Below are 14,299 nucleotides of genomic sequence, written 5' to 3' on the forward strand. Positions count from 1 at the left end.
AGTGGTTGCAATTCGTGCGATTTCTTCGCAAGCTGATAAATCCAAAAAAACAGTAAGAATAACAATGATGAAAACACTACTATCTGCATTATCGCTGGCGCTGGCGAGTCACAGCGCAGTGGCGTATCAACTGGACACTGAAGTCGCCCGGGCGTTACCTGAGCTTGAAGCGCTGTATTTGCACTTGCATCAGAATCCCGAACTGTCTTATCAGGAAGCGAAAACCGCCAAACGCCTGGCTAAAGAGCTCAAACAGTTGGGTTTTGAGGTGACCGAAAACATTGGCGGACATGGCGTTGTGGCCCTGCTGCGCAATGGCGAAGGGCCCACTGTGATGATCCGTGCTGATACCGATGGTCTGCCCATCGTAGAGCAAACCGGCAAGTCCTATGCTTCAAAAGTAAGAGTAAAAGATGCCAGCAATAATGAGGTGGGTGTGATGCACGGGTGTGGTCATGATATTCACATGACCAGCTTTATCGGTACGGCACAGCAACTGGCGAATAACCGTGATCAATGGCAGGGGACCTTGATGATGGTGGCACAACCGGCAGAAGAAGTCGGGGCAGGGGCAAAAGCCATGCTTAAAGAAGGTTTGTTTAGCCGTTTTGCGAAGCCTGATCATGTACTTGGCCTGCATGTGAGTGCCTCATTACCTGCGGGTCAGGTAGCCATTGCGCCAGGCTATGCATTGGCCAATGTCGACTCGGTAGACATTACTGTACGTGGTAAAGGCGGTCATGGTGCTTATCCACACACCACAATCGACCCTGTGGTGCTGGCATCACGTATTGTGCTGGCCGCGCAAACCATTTCCAGCCGTGAGATATCACCATTAAAGCCTTCGGTGATTACGGTGGGCTCGATCCACGGAGGCTCTAAACATAACATCATCTCTAACGAAGTGAAGCTTCAACTGACTTTACGCTCTTATGATCCGGCGGTGCGTGAGCAACAAGTTGCAGCGCTGGAACGCATGACGAAGGGCATAGCGCAAAGTGCAGGCTTACCCCCCGAGCTTGCCCCTATCGTGTATGTGCATGAAGAGGAAAGCATTCCGTCAACCTATAACACGCCTGAACTGGCAGTACGGGTGGAGCAAAGCATTCGTGCGGCACTGGGCGATGCGCAAGTCGTCAAAGCAGAACCCGTGATGGCGGGGGAAGATTTTGGTTTGTACGGCCGTACGCCGGAAAACATACCGGCAACGATATTCTGGCTCGGAGGTGTGGAGCCCGAAGCCTACCGACAGGCTCAATTCTCAGGCGAGTCTTTGCCGTCTTTGCATTCCAGCAAGTTTGCACCGGACTACCCGTTGACCATTAAAACCGGCGTGCGCGCCATGACAGCCAGTGCGCTGGATTTGTTTAAAACGGCACCGGGGCAATAAAGGTCATCATGTCTTCACTGTCGGGGTGACGGATCTGGAGCATCTCGGCATGAAGCTGAAGCCTTGGGGCCGCAGCAAGTGCCTCGCCCTGAGCGTAGAGGCGATCGCCTAAAATTGGATGGCCCAGCGAGAGCATGTGCACACGTAGCTGATGCGAGCGCCCGGTGATAGGTGTTAGCTCAACCCGGGTGGCGTGCGGTTCGTGTGACAACACTTCAAAATGTGTCAATGAGGGCTTGCCTGTCTCATGACAAACCATTTGTTTCGGGCGGTTCGGCCAATCACAGATCAGCGGCAGATCCACTGAACCACTGGTTTGTTGCAGGTGGCCATGCACCCTCGCAATATAGCGCTTGGCAGTGAGGCGGTCCTGAAATTGAATGCTGAGAAAGCGATGTGCGGCTTTGTTCATTGCCAGGCACAGTACCCCGGATGTAGCCATATCCAGACGATGCACAATTTTTGCATTTGGGTAGACAAGATTAACCCGGCTGATCACACTGTCCCAGTGTTTCGGATCTTTCCCCGGTACGCTCAGCAGGCCACTGGGTTTATTCAATACCAGCATGTGCTCGTCCTGATGGAGAATATCAAGATAAGGGTTGGTAGGGGGAGCGTAATTCACTAACACGGATAACCTGCGACTGGCATTTATTTCAAGGGCCGACATTTTACCTAGCGTGCGTGCAAAAGGCCAATCACAAAAGATGTAATCCTCTGTTATTGACAGCACCGGCAGGATCAGTGAAAGTCAACACAGAAACACCAAAAGGAATACGCCATGACGCTGTCATTACAATGCGACTCTAGCTATGATCCCGACTTTTTAACTGACGCGCAAAGCCAGGCTTTGTTTCAGTGGCTGACAGAGCACTTTGACCTGTCACAGCCTGAAACCATTACCATGGGGGACGGGTCAGAATCCGAAATTTTACCATGGAAAGTCAATCTGTTAGAGCCTGAACTTGCCCATTCTGGGCAGTTTGGTTTGTTCCATGGCAGGCAACAACCCTGGTTTCCGTTAATCGAGCAGATCCATCAGCGTCTGACAGCGCTGACCGGGTTAGTTTTTCCTGTGTGTGTATGCCTGTATTATCCAGACGGAGAAGAGTGGATGGATTTTCACTGTGATTTACCAGCGTTTGGCTCCACCAATGTCATTCCCTCTGTGAGCATAGGTGCAAAACGGACGTTCCTGATACGCAATACACAAGATCATCAGGAGGTGCACTCGGTTGAGTTGGAAAATGGCTCCTTATTTGTCATGGGGGATGGCTTTCAGTCACGCTACCAACATGCGGTAGCGCGGGCTCCAGAAGGGGCTGGTCCCCGCTTTAATCTGACGTTTCGTCAGTTTGATCAGGCCTGATAAGTAAGGAAGTAGTGATGAAAGTAGGGTTTTTTCAGTTCGATGTGGCGTTTGCTGAGCCTGAGCAAAACCGTGATGCCATCAGGCAGGCGTTGATGATGTCTCATGAGTTTGATCTCTTGTTGCTCCCAGAGCTGTGTACCACGGGAAGCATCTTCTTCGATCGCCAGCAAGTGATTGAGCTGGCAGAAGATTTGTATCAGGGGGCATCCTCATTGTTACTGCAAACCCTGGCGCAGGAAAAGTCGGCCTGCATTGTTGCTGGCCTGGCTGAGTGCCATGACGGGCAGCTCTACAATAGTACACTGCTCACAGGTCCAGACGGTGTACTTGGCATTCATCGCAAAGTGCATCTTGCGTCAACGGATCAGTTACGATTTGTGCCTGGTAAGGATTTCCGCGTGTATGACGTTCAGGGGGTCAAAATCGGTGTTTTATTGTGTTACGACATCTGGTTTGAAGATGGGCTGGAGGTGCTCAAACAACAGGGCGTGCAGATCATTCTTAATCCGTCTAACTTTTGCGGGGAGGACAGCCTGGATGTCATCAAAAAAGCGGCTAAAGACCATGGTGTCTACGTGATAGCCGCTAATCGTCTGGGTATGGATCATGACTGTAGTACCGGGGTGCGTTTCATTGGCAACAGCCTCATTGTTGACCCGCAAGGGACTGTGCTGGCGCAGGGGGACGAGTCTCAACAATTGCGGATAATTGATATCCCGGTGTGATTCTGGTGAGTGGTGCTGAGCTCAAATGATGCGCTGGTTGTTTGGGTACTGGTGTGTAAACCAGTGCTGTAAAAACTGGATGCATTGTAACACGCTGGCCGGTACGTGGTGACGGGCTGGGTAGAGGGCGAGCAGGGTGAGTTGTGGTTTCTTGCTATCCGGCAGAATACTCACCACTTCTTTGGCATCAATGGCATGCCGACAGGCAAATTCCGGCAATATACCTATCCCCAGGCCAGCTTTAATGGCTTCCAGCATAAACAGAACATTGTTCGCTTTTAATGTGCCAGTAATTTTGACGCCTTCAGCCAGCGGCCAGATATTTTTTCCTTTAAAATAACGGTATTCAAAGCAGTTATGCTGAGCCAAATCGCGAGGGTGAGCAATGTCCGGGTGGGTCGCCAAGTATGCCGGACTGGCGCAAATGTGATAGTCAAACCGGGTGATTTCACGGCCGATGTAATTGCTGTCAATGGGTCGGCTGGTGGCCCGCAAACCCAGATCAAATCCTTGCTCAACCAGGTCAATATCCTCATCACCAAGATGAATGTCGAGCTCAATATTCGGGTAAGCCTGCATAAAGTCTGCAAACATTTTCCCCAGATCGGTGATCCCCAGCACCATAGGCAAGTTCACTTTTAGCTTACCCCTGGGAGCCTGCTGTGTTGACTGAACAAAGGTGTCTGCTTCTTCCAGTTTACCGAGGATATCCCTGGCACGTTGCAAATAACCCTCTCCGACCTGAGTCAGCTGGATATTGCGGGTGGTGCGATGTAACAAACGTGCGCCAAGTTGATCTTCCAGACGGCTTATTTCTTTGCTGACCATAGATTTTGATGTGCTGAATTGTTCAGCAATCTGGGTAAAGCTACCCACCTCCGCCAGTTTCACGAAGAGCTCAATGGCACGTAGCTTGTTCATATAAATTGTCCTGAATGGCCGAAGATTGTATTGAGTTAAGCGTACACTGTTTCCTGTGTGTGAACACTTGGTTTCTTTTGTAGTTATATATCAAACAAAGAGCAAGTCATAGACTAAAGGTATTGAAAATAACCGCAGACGAAGCGCGTCAAATTCGCCTGCCTTATCCGATAAGAAGGACAATGACTATGTATACCCTTTACTACATTCAGGAAGCCTGTTCACTTGCCGTGAACACCGTATTACGTGAGCTGGAGCAGGATGTAACGCTCATTCGTGCTGATACCCACAGTGACTTTTCGACTGTGAACCCAGCCCAACAGGTCCCGGTACTCATAGATGGAGACGAAAAGCTCGTTGAAGGGGCTGCGATTATGTTGCATCTCACCAGTAAGCATCCCAGCCATTTGTTTCCCACTGAGCCGGGGCCTGCTCGTCGCCGAGCGATTGAGCAATTGCTGTTTGCCAATGCCACTATGCACCCGGCCTATTCCAGGTTGTTTTTTATCGCGCGTGTTATGGAGCATGGCGCTTTGCGCCAGCAGCTGTTTGAAGCAGCCGCAAAGGCGATCAATCAACTATGGCAGCAGGTCGAATCTCAGTTGCAATCTCAGCCCTTTTTGGGGGGGCAGCACGCGTCAGTTGCTGATATTTTGCTGGCAGTCTATTCGCGCTGGGGGGCTGCATTCGAGGTCGACATTGTAATCCCGCCGCGCACCGCACAGATGATTGAAGCAGTAAAGCGCATGCCAGGCTTTGTGGCAGCACTGCAAGCTGAGCAAGCGCAGGGGGCATAATGGAGCACGCCGAAATGAAAGCGGATCTGAGCCAGATCCTGGCCTTAGTACAATGTTATTTCAAGGGGTTACATGACGGGAATAGTGAGGCATTGCGGCCCTTGTTTCATCCTGACTGCTGGCTAAAAGCGCCGGGTTTGAGGCGCAGTCTGGATGAGTGGCTTGAGCTGGTCAGTCATCGCACCTCACCAGCAGACAAAGGCGATGAATTTGCCTATCAGGTGCTGGCGGTAGACTTGCTTGGACAACAGGCCATGGTCAAAGTGTTATGCCCATTGTTTGAACATACTTACATCGACTTTCTGGGCTTGCTGAAAGAACAGAGCCAGTGGCGGATAGTCAACAAAATGTATGCGGATTTACCACACACTTACCAGGAGTAGCTATGCCTTATATTCATATTCGCGTCACCGATGAAGGGGTGACAAACGCACAGAAGCAGTCATTGATCAAAGGCACGACCCAGTTGATGGTCGATGTATTAGGGAAAAGCCCGGAGACCACCTTTGTGGTCATTGATGAAGTCTCGACTGACAACTGGGGCATTGGCTATGAACAAGTTACCGCGATCAGGCAGCGACAGACTTAACGATCATGACTGGCTGGCTTCATCGTAACGGGCGCGGGCTGCGGTTATTTCATCAAAGTGATCGTCGGCCCACGACACCAGTTGCCAGGCCGACTTAGCCAGCCCGCGTCCCAGCTCGGTGAGTTCATACTCAACCTTAACCGGGACTTCTGCATAAACGGTGCGTTTGACATAGCCATCGCGTTCCATATCGCGCAAGGTCTGCGTCAGCATGCGCTGTGATATACCCTGAATTCTTGATTTTAAGGCATTGAACCGTTCGGGCCCATCGACCAAAGCAAACAGGATTAAAATCGACCACTTATCGCCTATTTGTGCTACCACATTGCGGATTGGGCAGCGCTCGTTCTGTTCAAATACCCGGCGAGCAGGGGCGCTTGTGTTGGTCATAATGTGGTTTCCTTTCGTTAAAAAGTGGCTCAGACATCGAAGCGTATGATAATGCCTACTATATTCATTAATGCACTTTAGTATACATAAGTAACCAGGGTTGTGAAAGTGCTTACTATGCATGTGTATGTCGGAGTCTTAAAAAGGCGACTTTGGGAAGTGAAAGGTCAGAAAACCCGTACGGTGGGGCGACATTGCATCGCGGTTTGGCTGGGGTGATGAACAAAAGGCGCTATTGCGCCTGTTGCTCTTTGCTGTGTAACAGTTTTATGATGGCCTTAAAATTACGTCGCGAGGTTTCGCTTTGCAGCGCCTGACGTAACACTGGCTTGATCCCCTCTTTTTGCTGCTGGCTGGCTAACGCATTGATGGCTGCCAGACGGATCGCATCGTCCTGATCATTCACCGCCATATTAAGCACAGTGTCACTGGTTTTAGCACTCATCTGGTAATTCCCTAATGCACTGATCAGCGCCTTTTTATTGCGCGCTGGCGCGTTAAAAAAGTGCTGTTCCAGATTCTGATAAGCCGTGTCGGTTTGCATCATGCCCAGCGCACGGATGGAGGCTTTCTCAATACGGGCACTGTTGTCAGACAGGTATGCATTGAGCAGTGGCTCATGCTGTGGATCACGACTGTTCCCTAAAGCGGTGATGAGGTTGGCAGTTTTACCCTCGTTTTCGCCCAGCGTGATCTGTTCAGTGATTGCCTGGCTTAACTGCATCGCGGTATCTGATGCACGGCGGTTGTTGAGTAAGGTGCCGAGTGACATATAGAAACTGGATTCAACTTCTGAGTCTAAGGTGTTGAATCCATTTGCCAGCATTTCCAGCAGCATATCCGTGGCTTGTTGTGACAATGGTGCACTGCCCTGGGTCAGTGCGCGCAGCGCACGGAACTGAGTGAGTGGTTGCTTCTCAGCCTGTAGCAGCTGGCTGAGTAACTGTTGGCTGGTGGCCGAGTCTAGTTGGCCCAATGCATTGAACAGGCGCATCTGAGCTTTGTCTTTGAGTGTGCCTGAAAGCATCAACGGAGCCAAAGTGCCAATGACAGCGTCGTATTTTTTCAGCAGAATAGACAGCGTATGGGCATCTATCTGGGTGATATCCTGACCAGTGATCAGCTGCTGTAACTCGGCTGCCAGACGTGCCTTTTCTGCTTCGCTGAGCTCGGCTGTTGTACGTTGCCAGGTGGTCAGATCGGTGCCCAATTCGTACAAGGCACTGTTAAAAGGCTGGCTAAGCTGTGTCAGGGTATAGCTTTGTTGCGAGCCAAATCGCAGATCGGTGCCTGACAGGACCAGGGCCTCCTGACCTTCACGGTGCACCAAAAAACAGCTGTCTGGGGTGATCAGGTGCGCAGAATCGAGTACGTCGATACGGTTAAAGGTCGTCAGCTGAGTGCGGTCAAAGTCGCTGTAATGTCGTTTGACCATTTTTAACTGCTTATCGACCTGCTGGTAAGCGGGTTGATACTGGCCCAGGGTGTCGGGCTCTTTACTTACCTCACTAATATCTCTTTGATATTGAAGATAATAAGCTAACCCTTTCAGCTTGTCCCGAGTTTGCTGGTCGAGCTGACCTGCAAAGTGAAAGTCACTGATCAGGCCTTTGTCCGTGAGTTTAAAAGCAAACGGGTGTTCATAACTGGGCAGCGGCATACGTTCTTTGCCCTGTACCGCAGCGACCTGATCGGCTTTAATTGCCCACCAGTTGTGCTCTTCTCCTTTTTGCGCCGGTTTGAGCGACAGCTTACCCTGTAAATGCACCATAGAAGTTTGCGGGGCACTTTGCAGCTTAATGTAGTCAAAGGAGGTTTGGCTTTTGATGTCAAACTGGTATTGCGGCTGGCAGAGTGTGCCAGCCGTTACCTGTGCGCTTGTCAGCGCCACCCAGGGCGCTGCAAGCAGAGTCAATCGACACAAGGTCATAGTTCGATTTCGTCCTCTTTGGAGTACAAAGTCCAGGATTTGTTATACACGCTTGGTGTCTGGTATAGCCACAGGTCGTAGCGGTGGGTTTTCTTACCACATGGATAAGGGATCCCCCATTTCTTACACCATTTCACGCCAATGGTCTCGGCGTATAAACCAAATTTACCTGAAATCACATCCAGGTCATTCTTCAGCTCAATACCATAATAAATGTGTGGTGCTTTGTTACCGTTAGAAACCAGGGCAAAGCCTGCATTGGACTCCATGGCAAAAGTATTGTCGATCAAGGTCAAAATTGCCTGGATACCGGCTGACACTAAGCCAAGATTCACACCACCACGACCAAAGGCGTTAAAGTCAACATGGAACAAGTCGCCCTCAGCATATAGCTCGGCGTTATACCCTACGGTCAGCTCAAAGCCCAGGCTGCCGGTGACACCTGCTTCAACACTCATAGGCACCGGACCTATGGTAAAGCGCGCCTGTGCCAGGACTTTTTCTTCTTCCCAGGATTTTTCCCAGGACTTTTCGTATTTGGTGGTGTATTTCTCATCTTCAAACGCAACGTTATTGAAGATGATCATTTCAGACGCATAGCCCGTGTTCTGTCCGCTGATATAGGCACTGCCATCATATGAAATACTGAACAAGGTGTTTTGAGCATTGAAGAAGTAAGCTTCCACGATGCCTTCACCTGTGATCCGACCGCCCGGGTCTCCAGTTGGCACAATAAACAACTGGCCGCTTAAATCAACACCGACACTGAACTTAGACTTGTTGCCATAAGACTTATCAAACTCTTTCTCAAGCTTGATGTTAGCCAGTCCCACTGCGTATTGCGCATCGCGTTTTGCCAGACTTTGCTCGGTGTCTGCGTCGTCACCGGTAAAGAAGTACAGTGGGATTTCAGTTTCGATCACATTGTTGTCTGTGATGGTTTCGGCATCCTGAGCCAAATCCGTCAGCGTGAAGCGAACCTGTAAAGACTGCTCCTGAGTCGCGTCGTAACCCTGATAAATCTGAGTGAGCAGCGCGTCGTCCAGTGCAATGTCAAAACCAATGTGCTCATCGTGCAAGCCCGCAGTGAAATTATGCGTTAGCTGCGCCTCATAAGCGGTGTTTTCAGTATTCCAGAAGTGGGTCGGTTGCCAGTTACCGTCTACCAAAATTTCCGCTGTAATCGCGGTGCTGCCCAGATTGCCCCCTTCGTAGTCCGCAGTCAGATAACCGACCAGGTCAGAATGGTGCTCGCTGGTACCGTCGGTATTATTTGGTACATCCAGGATCAACGCTTGTTGACCAAATTCTGCGTTCAGCAGTTTGTAATCATGGCTTTCTGGTACCCGTACCTGTATGTCAGCGAAAGGAAACTCGCCTTCAGAGAAAGGCGCGTGATCAACCGATGGGTGGTTGTCTTCTTCAATGTCCTCGGCATGATCATCATGCGGGTCAATCTGTGCGATTAAGTGATAATGACCACCCAGTAGGGTATCCGGAATGGTGATTTCCGTTTCAAAGCTGTGACTGCCTTCAGTGACCTGAGTTAACTCCAATGCGCCCACTTTATGGACTTCTTCGATTTCAGCTTCTTCACCATCAGAGGTGTCTAATTCTGCCGCATGTACCAGATAGAAGTGCACATCAACGTCGATATCCTTAAAGCCACTGATGTCTACGTCATAGAAGACCTGCACAGCGGTATTGGGTTCCAGTGTTTCTAATGGACCTGTGGATATCTTGGTAATGGCAATATTGCTTTTGCTCTGTTCAACCGGGATCACGATAGGGAGTTTATCGTCCCCCCCAAGATCACACCCGGATAGTGTGGTGAGCATAGCGCTCGCTAAAATGGCACGTGTTAAATGGCGCATTGTATTTCCTAATCTATTCTTACCCAGTGTTTAGTATATCGCAAAAATGTGGAGGAATAATGAGTTTGGACGGGGTTGTTCTATTTGGGTCATCGAGAAGTATGAGGGTGTTCAGTTTAAACACCCTGGTTGGCGATTTTTAAAGCATAACGTAGTTGATGCGGCATCGATCGCCAATTTTATAGGAGCTGTCTGCAGCCTGGATCATAATGGGTTTGCCAGACAGGCGTGCTGCGAGTAAGGTGCTGTAAACCAGTTGTTTATTGTCAGATGTGTGAGGCAGGTAAAAGCCACCGGGACAAAGACTCGGGTTACTTTTCAAACTAACCCAGACTCCATACGTATTCGAACCGGACACCCAGGTTCTCATATTGGCTATCTCACCATTGTGATTTGTTACAGCCACTGAGCTAAACGTTGCCAGGGCAAGTGCTAAGGTTGTTGCTTTTTTTAACATGGTTAGTCCTTTTTAGATAAAGTGTAAGTGTGTCTTTTATATGGTGTCACCAATAGGTGTTTGCTCTATTTTTATCTGCCGTGGCGTGATCAAGCTACTGTACTTTATGGACCTATGAGTTTTTACGGGAAAGTCACGTATATTTGTGGCATTTGCCGTTATTATCGCCAAGTTAGCTTATGTATAAGCGCTTTGATTGCGCTCTCATGTATGCGTGCCATCAGATAACGGTGGTGTTAACGGATGGCAAGCCAGTGATGTCGGACTAAATCTGCAACATGCCTTGGTGATTATTGAGTCGGTGAGTTGCTGTGTTGAGCTGCGGGGTGTCCACTAGCAGCCTGCGTTGTGCCATACCAGTTGACGTGTCGGGTCGCCAGCATAACTGCCGCGAGTACCGTGAAGCACAACAGGCTACCCAGCAGTAATGCATAATGTTCGGCACTCAACATGGCGTAGAGCATGGCATACAGGGCACTCAAAGCAATGAGGTAAGCAGCACTGAGCTTTGCGCTTTGCAGTATCCCCCAAATGTAGCTGACCAACAGCAGGATGGCTGCCAGTGCCGATAGGGCATAGGCCCAGGCAAAGCCCAGGTGCTCGCTCAGAGAAATCAGCAACAGATAAAAGACCGCTAGCGACAGCCCGACAAACCCGTATTGTACCGGGTGGATGGCTTTGGTTTTACTGAGTTCCAGCAGAAAGAAACTCGATATCACTAAAATAATCACCAACAGTGCATAGTTTGTGGCACGATGACTTTTCAGGTAATGGTCAACCGGCTCCACGAGGCGCACGCCCATATTGCGTGCTTCTAACTGCTCGCACTGATGCTTAAAAATACAACGCGAAAATAGCTCTTTCATATTGGTGGCAAAGTAGCTGGTCTGCCAGCTGGCGCTAAAGTGTGTGTCAGTGATCTCAGAGTGAACGGGCAGATATTCTCCCTGAAAGCTGGGGTGTGGCCAATTGGCGTCTAATGATACCTCAGTTCGAGCGCCCAGGGGGGCGATCGACAATGAAGTCATCCCCTGCAAATCTAATTGAATATCAAACGCCAAAGCGTTATCGCGCAATGTTGCGATTGGCAGCGCAATGTGCACGCCTTCTTCTATAGAACTTAATGTGGTGCCGGGAACCAGTGAGTGGGTTTGTCCGTTGAGTGAAATCTGGGTGTTCAGGCCAATGCCCCGAATATCGCTGACGCCTAACACCATGGCGACCCGGGTTGGTGCGAGGTCAGCCAAGTCACTCAGTTGTTGGGGGTCAAAGTGACCGGTGAGCGCCAAGTCTGCACGATATAGCTGTGCCTTGTATATGCTGCGGTACTTTTCGAACGTGTCGAGCGATCCCTTTACTGTCAATTGCTTGGGAAGAAAGGTGCGTTGGTGCTTTATGCGCGTATGTACGCCATCGACTTCTGTGGATACCTCATACTCAGCATAGATAAAGGGGGCAATCAGAGATTGGGTACCGCTGGTGCTGCGGGCAATTTCCTGTTGTACAGTGTGCTCAGTGGCGGAGCGCTCGTCGATCAAGTCGGTGATCATGGCGATGGGGATCATCAGCAATAAAATGATTGCGGCGATGATGGCTAATTTTATCCCTGTCTTTTCGGTAATTTGTTGTGTCATAAGTATCTCGGTTAGGCCTGATTTGCCGACAGGTTAACCGAGATAATTGGTGTCAGAATGGGGGATATGTGGAGACTCTATGGAATTTTCATGGTGAGTGTGGCTTCCACGCCTTGCGCGCGGTTGTCGATGGTCAACTTACCTTGGTGCAGTTTGGCAACCCGCTCCACAAAATTGAGACCCAGTCCGGTGCTCTTTGCGCCGTTGGCACGAGGCAGGGAGTAAAATCGTTCACATAATCTGGGTAGCGCATAGTCGGGGATTGCCGGGCCGGTGTTGTAAATGCTGAACGAAACTGTGTCGCCGGCAGAGGTGACAGACAAGCCGATCTCTCCGTGTGAGGGAACAAAGTCCAGGGCATTTTCCAGCAAATTAAGGAGCGCTTGTTGTAACAAAAAGGGATCGCCGTAGATCGTTGATATCTGCGCCTGTGTCGTGGTGAAGGTAACCGATTTTTGCAGTACCCGATGGGCCAGTATTTGCTCACATTGGTGAAGCAGAGGTGCCACTGACACGGATTGTCGGGTATTCAGCGTGGGCAATTGTTCCAGCCGGGCCAGTTCCAGAAGCCTGTCGATCAGCTGCTGCATTCGCTGGGTTTCACGCTCAATATTGTGTGCAAACTGATGACGTTTATCATCACTCAACGGCATCTGTAATAGTTCGCTGGCCCCTTTGATCCCAGACAGTGGGCTTTTTAATTCATGCGTTAAAGTTTCAACATATTGTTCTATATAAACTTTGCCATCGAGTTGATTACGCATTTGTTCTACGGCATCACTGAGTTGACGATACTCGTAAAAGACCCTGAATTGGGGTTTATCAGCTTGCTCGCCCTGGCCCATTTTTCTTGCGTAGTCAGCGAGTTTACTCACCGCTGAATTGATCCGCCAGGCGATGAGTGCGCCTATAAGAAGCGCAAGTAAGCTCAGCAGAGCGAGCCATTTCACTATGCGTTGCTGGCTGTGCTCGATAAATGGCTGAACCGAGCGGTTTGCTTTGGCAACGGTGAGACTGCCGATGATCTGATCCTGGTAAATCACCGGGGCGGCGACATGCATAACCGTTGACAGGGGATCATCAGGGTCGGTGGCACTGGAGCGGGCACCGTATTCTCCGCGCAAAGTCAGGTATACGTCGTTCCATTGTGAAAAGTCAGTACCGACATCTTGCTGCCAGGAATCAGCAACCACAATACCGCGATTATCCGTGAGATAAATGCGGTGTGACATGTTGGTCTTTTCAATTCCCCAAATTGCGGCATCGACTTCTCGCTGTCCATATACTTTCATCAGTTCAACCAGACGGCTGTTGCTGGTGGTACCCTGAGCCAGATCTTCTGCTACGACAACGGCGAGCAGGTTGGCCATATCGACCAGGGTTTCTTCGGTTGCCTGACGTATGGTTGGCTTAATCTCTCTGAGCATCGTATTGCTGATCACGTAAGTCGTTAGCAAAACCAATATCAGATAGAGCATGAAAAATCTCAGCCCCAGAGGAATACGTGGCCAGTGTCGTGCTGTCACGCCATATCCTCGAAATAGTAGCCAAACCCTCGCTTAGTTTTTAACGACTCTGCACAGTTATAGCGCTTCATTTTGACCCGAATGGCTTTGATATGACTGTCGATGTTGCGCTCATAACCACAGTCAGCCGGCGCTTGGGTTGCATCCAGTAGCTGGGCTCTGCTCAGAACGCGCGGTGTATGGGTGATAAGTACGTCAAGCAGCTTGAATTCCAATGCTGTCAGTCCAAGTGCTGCCCCTTTGTAGTAATAATCAAAGTTTTTGGCCTGCCACTTAGGTGCTTGCTCCGTCGCCACACTTGTCAGAGGCGGATGTAGTTTTTTGAGTCTGAGTTTGACCCGGGCGAGCATTTCTCTGGGGCTGAAGGGTTTGGTGACATAATCGTCTGCGCCAATTTCTAAGCCAACCACACGGTCAATTTCATCGCTGCGCGCTGTGAGGAAGATGATCGGAATAGCAGAAAACTGGCGTAGCTGTTTGCACACGTCAAAGCCGTTTCCATCCGGCAGGCCAACATCCAGGATCAACAGATCGGCAGGGTGTTGCTGTAAGTACTCGCAGCCAGCCCCTGCGGTTGTAAACCAGTGTACGTCGAACCCGTCCATTTCAAGAATATGGACCAGCGTATCGGCAATGGCAGGCTCGTCCTCAATGATTACTATCGTCATATATTAAATTCAGTTTGTTCAGCGCG

15 protein-coding genes are annotated in these 14,299 nt (G+C 50.0%); 6 read left to right on the forward strand and 9 right to left on the reverse strand.

What is annotated here, in order from left to right; all coding sequences use genetic code 11:
• Nucleotides 1–67 precede the first annotated feature (67 nt).
• Nucleotides 68–1,390: a M20 metallopeptidase family protein gene (locus PRUB_RS05285; protein WP_010384130.1), complete on the forward strand. Its 1,323-nt coding sequence runs from the start codon at nt 68–70 to the stop codon at nt 1,388–1,390.
• On the opposite strand, the gene rluA is transcribed toward PRUB_RS05285, so the two are convergent.
• Nucleotides 1,368–2,021: a bifunctional tRNA pseudouridine(32) synthase/23S rRNA pseudouridine(746) synthase RluA gene (gene rluA, locus PRUB_RS05290; RefSeq protein ID WP_040645474.1), complete on the reverse strand. Its 654-nt coding sequence runs from the start codon at nt 2,019–2,021 to the stop codon at nt 1,368–1,370. The two genes, PRUB_RS05285 and rluA, sit on opposite strands and share 23 nt — an antisense overlap.
• Nucleotides 2,022–2,171: 150 nt before the next feature.
• Here rluA and PRUB_RS05295 point away from each other — a divergent pair, with 150 nt between their 5' ends.
• Together PRUB_RS05295 and PRUB_RS05300 are read left to right on the forward strand one after the other, a co-directional pair.
• A complete protein-coding gene (locus PRUB_RS05295) occupies nt 2,172–2,759 on the forward strand; it encodes an alpha-ketoglutarate-dependent dioxygenase AlkB (protein ID WP_010384133.1) in 588 nt (195 codons plus the stop codon).
• A 17-nt stretch (nt 2,760–2,776) separates the two neighbouring features.
• A complete protein-coding gene (locus PRUB_RS05300; protein WP_010384134.1) occupies nt 2,777–3,487 on the forward strand; it encodes a nitrilase-related carbon-nitrogen hydrolase in 711 nt (236 codons plus the stop codon).
• Between the two features lie 21 nt (nt 3,488–3,508).
• On the opposite strand, the gene PRUB_RS05305 is transcribed toward PRUB_RS05300, so the two are convergent.
• Complete coding sequence (locus PRUB_RS05305) at nt 3,509–4,408, reverse strand: LysR family transcriptional regulator (protein WP_010384135.1); 900 nt, start codon at nt 4,406–4,408, stop codon at nt 3,509–3,511.
• Between the two features lie 182 nt (nt 4,409–4,590).
• On the opposite strand from PRUB_RS05305, the gene PRUB_RS05310 reads away from it, so the two are divergent.
• From PRUB_RS05310 to PRUB_RS05320, 3 genes are read left to right on the forward strand one after another with little or no spacing between them, the layout of a single operon-like run.
• On the forward strand, nt 4,591–5,205 hold the full coding sequence (locus PRUB_RS05310) for a glutathione S-transferase family protein (RefSeq protein WP_242065215.1): 615 nt from the start codon (nt 4,591–4,593) through the stop codon (nt 5,203–5,205).
• Nucleotides 5,205–5,588 (forward strand): nuclear transport factor 2 family protein, encoded by a 384-nt coding sequence (locus PRUB_RS05315; protein WP_010384138.1) that lies wholly within the window; start codon nt 5,205–5,207, stop codon nt 5,586–5,588. The genes PRUB_RS05310 and PRUB_RS05315 overlap by 1 nt, the downstream gene beginning before the upstream one ends.
• 2 nt (nt 5,589–5,590) lie before the next feature.
• Nucleotides 5,591–5,794 (forward strand): tautomerase family protein, encoded by a 204-nt coding sequence (locus PRUB_RS05320; protein ID WP_010384139.1) that lies wholly within the window; start codon nt 5,591–5,593, stop codon nt 5,792–5,794.
• Between the two features lie 3 nt (nt 5,795–5,797).
• On the opposite strand, the gene PRUB_RS05325 is transcribed toward PRUB_RS05320, so the two are convergent.
• The 7 genes from PRUB_RS05325 to PRUB_RS05355 all read right to left on the reverse strand — a co-directional run bounded on the left by PRUB_RS05325 (nt 5,798) and on the right by PRUB_RS05355 (nt 14,273).
• A complete protein-coding gene (locus tag PRUB_RS05325) occupies nt 5,798–6,184 on the reverse strand; it encodes a winged helix-turn-helix transcriptional regulator (protein WP_010384140.1) in 387 nt (128 codons plus the stop codon).
• A gap of 232 nt (nt 6,185–6,416) precedes the next feature.
• Nucleotides 6,417–8,114, reverse strand: coding sequence for a HEAT repeat domain-containing protein (locus tag PRUB_RS05330; RefSeq protein ID WP_010384141.1), 1,698 nt, complete (start codon nt 8,112–8,114; stop codon nt 6,417–6,419).
• Nucleotides 8,111–9,988 (reverse strand): hypothetical protein, encoded by a 1,878-nt coding sequence (locus PRUB_RS05335; RefSeq protein ID WP_010384142.1) that lies wholly within the window; start codon nt 9,986–9,988, stop codon nt 8,111–8,113. The genes PRUB_RS05330 and PRUB_RS05335 overlap by 4 nt, the downstream gene beginning before the upstream one ends.
• 139 nt (nt 9,989–10,127) lie before the next feature.
• The gene (locus PRUB_RS05340; protein WP_010384143.1) at nt 10,128–10,445 is read right to left on the reverse strand and encodes a hypothetical protein; all 318 of its coding nucleotides are present in this window, start codon (nt 10,443–10,445) and stop codon (nt 10,128–10,130) included.
• Nucleotides 10,446–10,735: 290 nt separating this feature from the next.
• Entirely contained in the window at nt 10,736–12,079 is a 1,344-nt protein-coding gene (gene creD / locus PRUB_RS05345) for a cell envelope integrity protein CreD (RefSeq protein ID WP_010384145.1), read from the reverse strand.
• A 77-nt stretch (nt 12,080–12,156) separates the two neighbouring features.
• A complete protein-coding gene (creC, locus tag PRUB_RS05350) occupies nt 12,157–13,605 on the reverse strand; it encodes a two-component system sensor histidine kinase CreC (RefSeq protein ID WP_010384146.1) in 1,449 nt (482 codons plus the stop codon).
• A complete protein-coding gene (locus PRUB_RS05355) occupies nt 13,602–14,273 on the reverse strand; it encodes a response regulator (protein ID WP_010384147.1) in 672 nt (223 codons plus the stop codon). The genes creC and PRUB_RS05355 overlap by 4 nt, the downstream gene beginning before the upstream one ends.
• Nucleotides 14,274–14,299 lie beyond the last annotated feature (26 nt).

Source organism: Pseudoalteromonas rubra, from assembly GCF_000238295.3.
GTDB lineage: Bacteria > Pseudomonadota > Gammaproteobacteria > Enterobacterales > Alteromonadaceae > Pseudoalteromonas > Pseudoalteromonas rubra.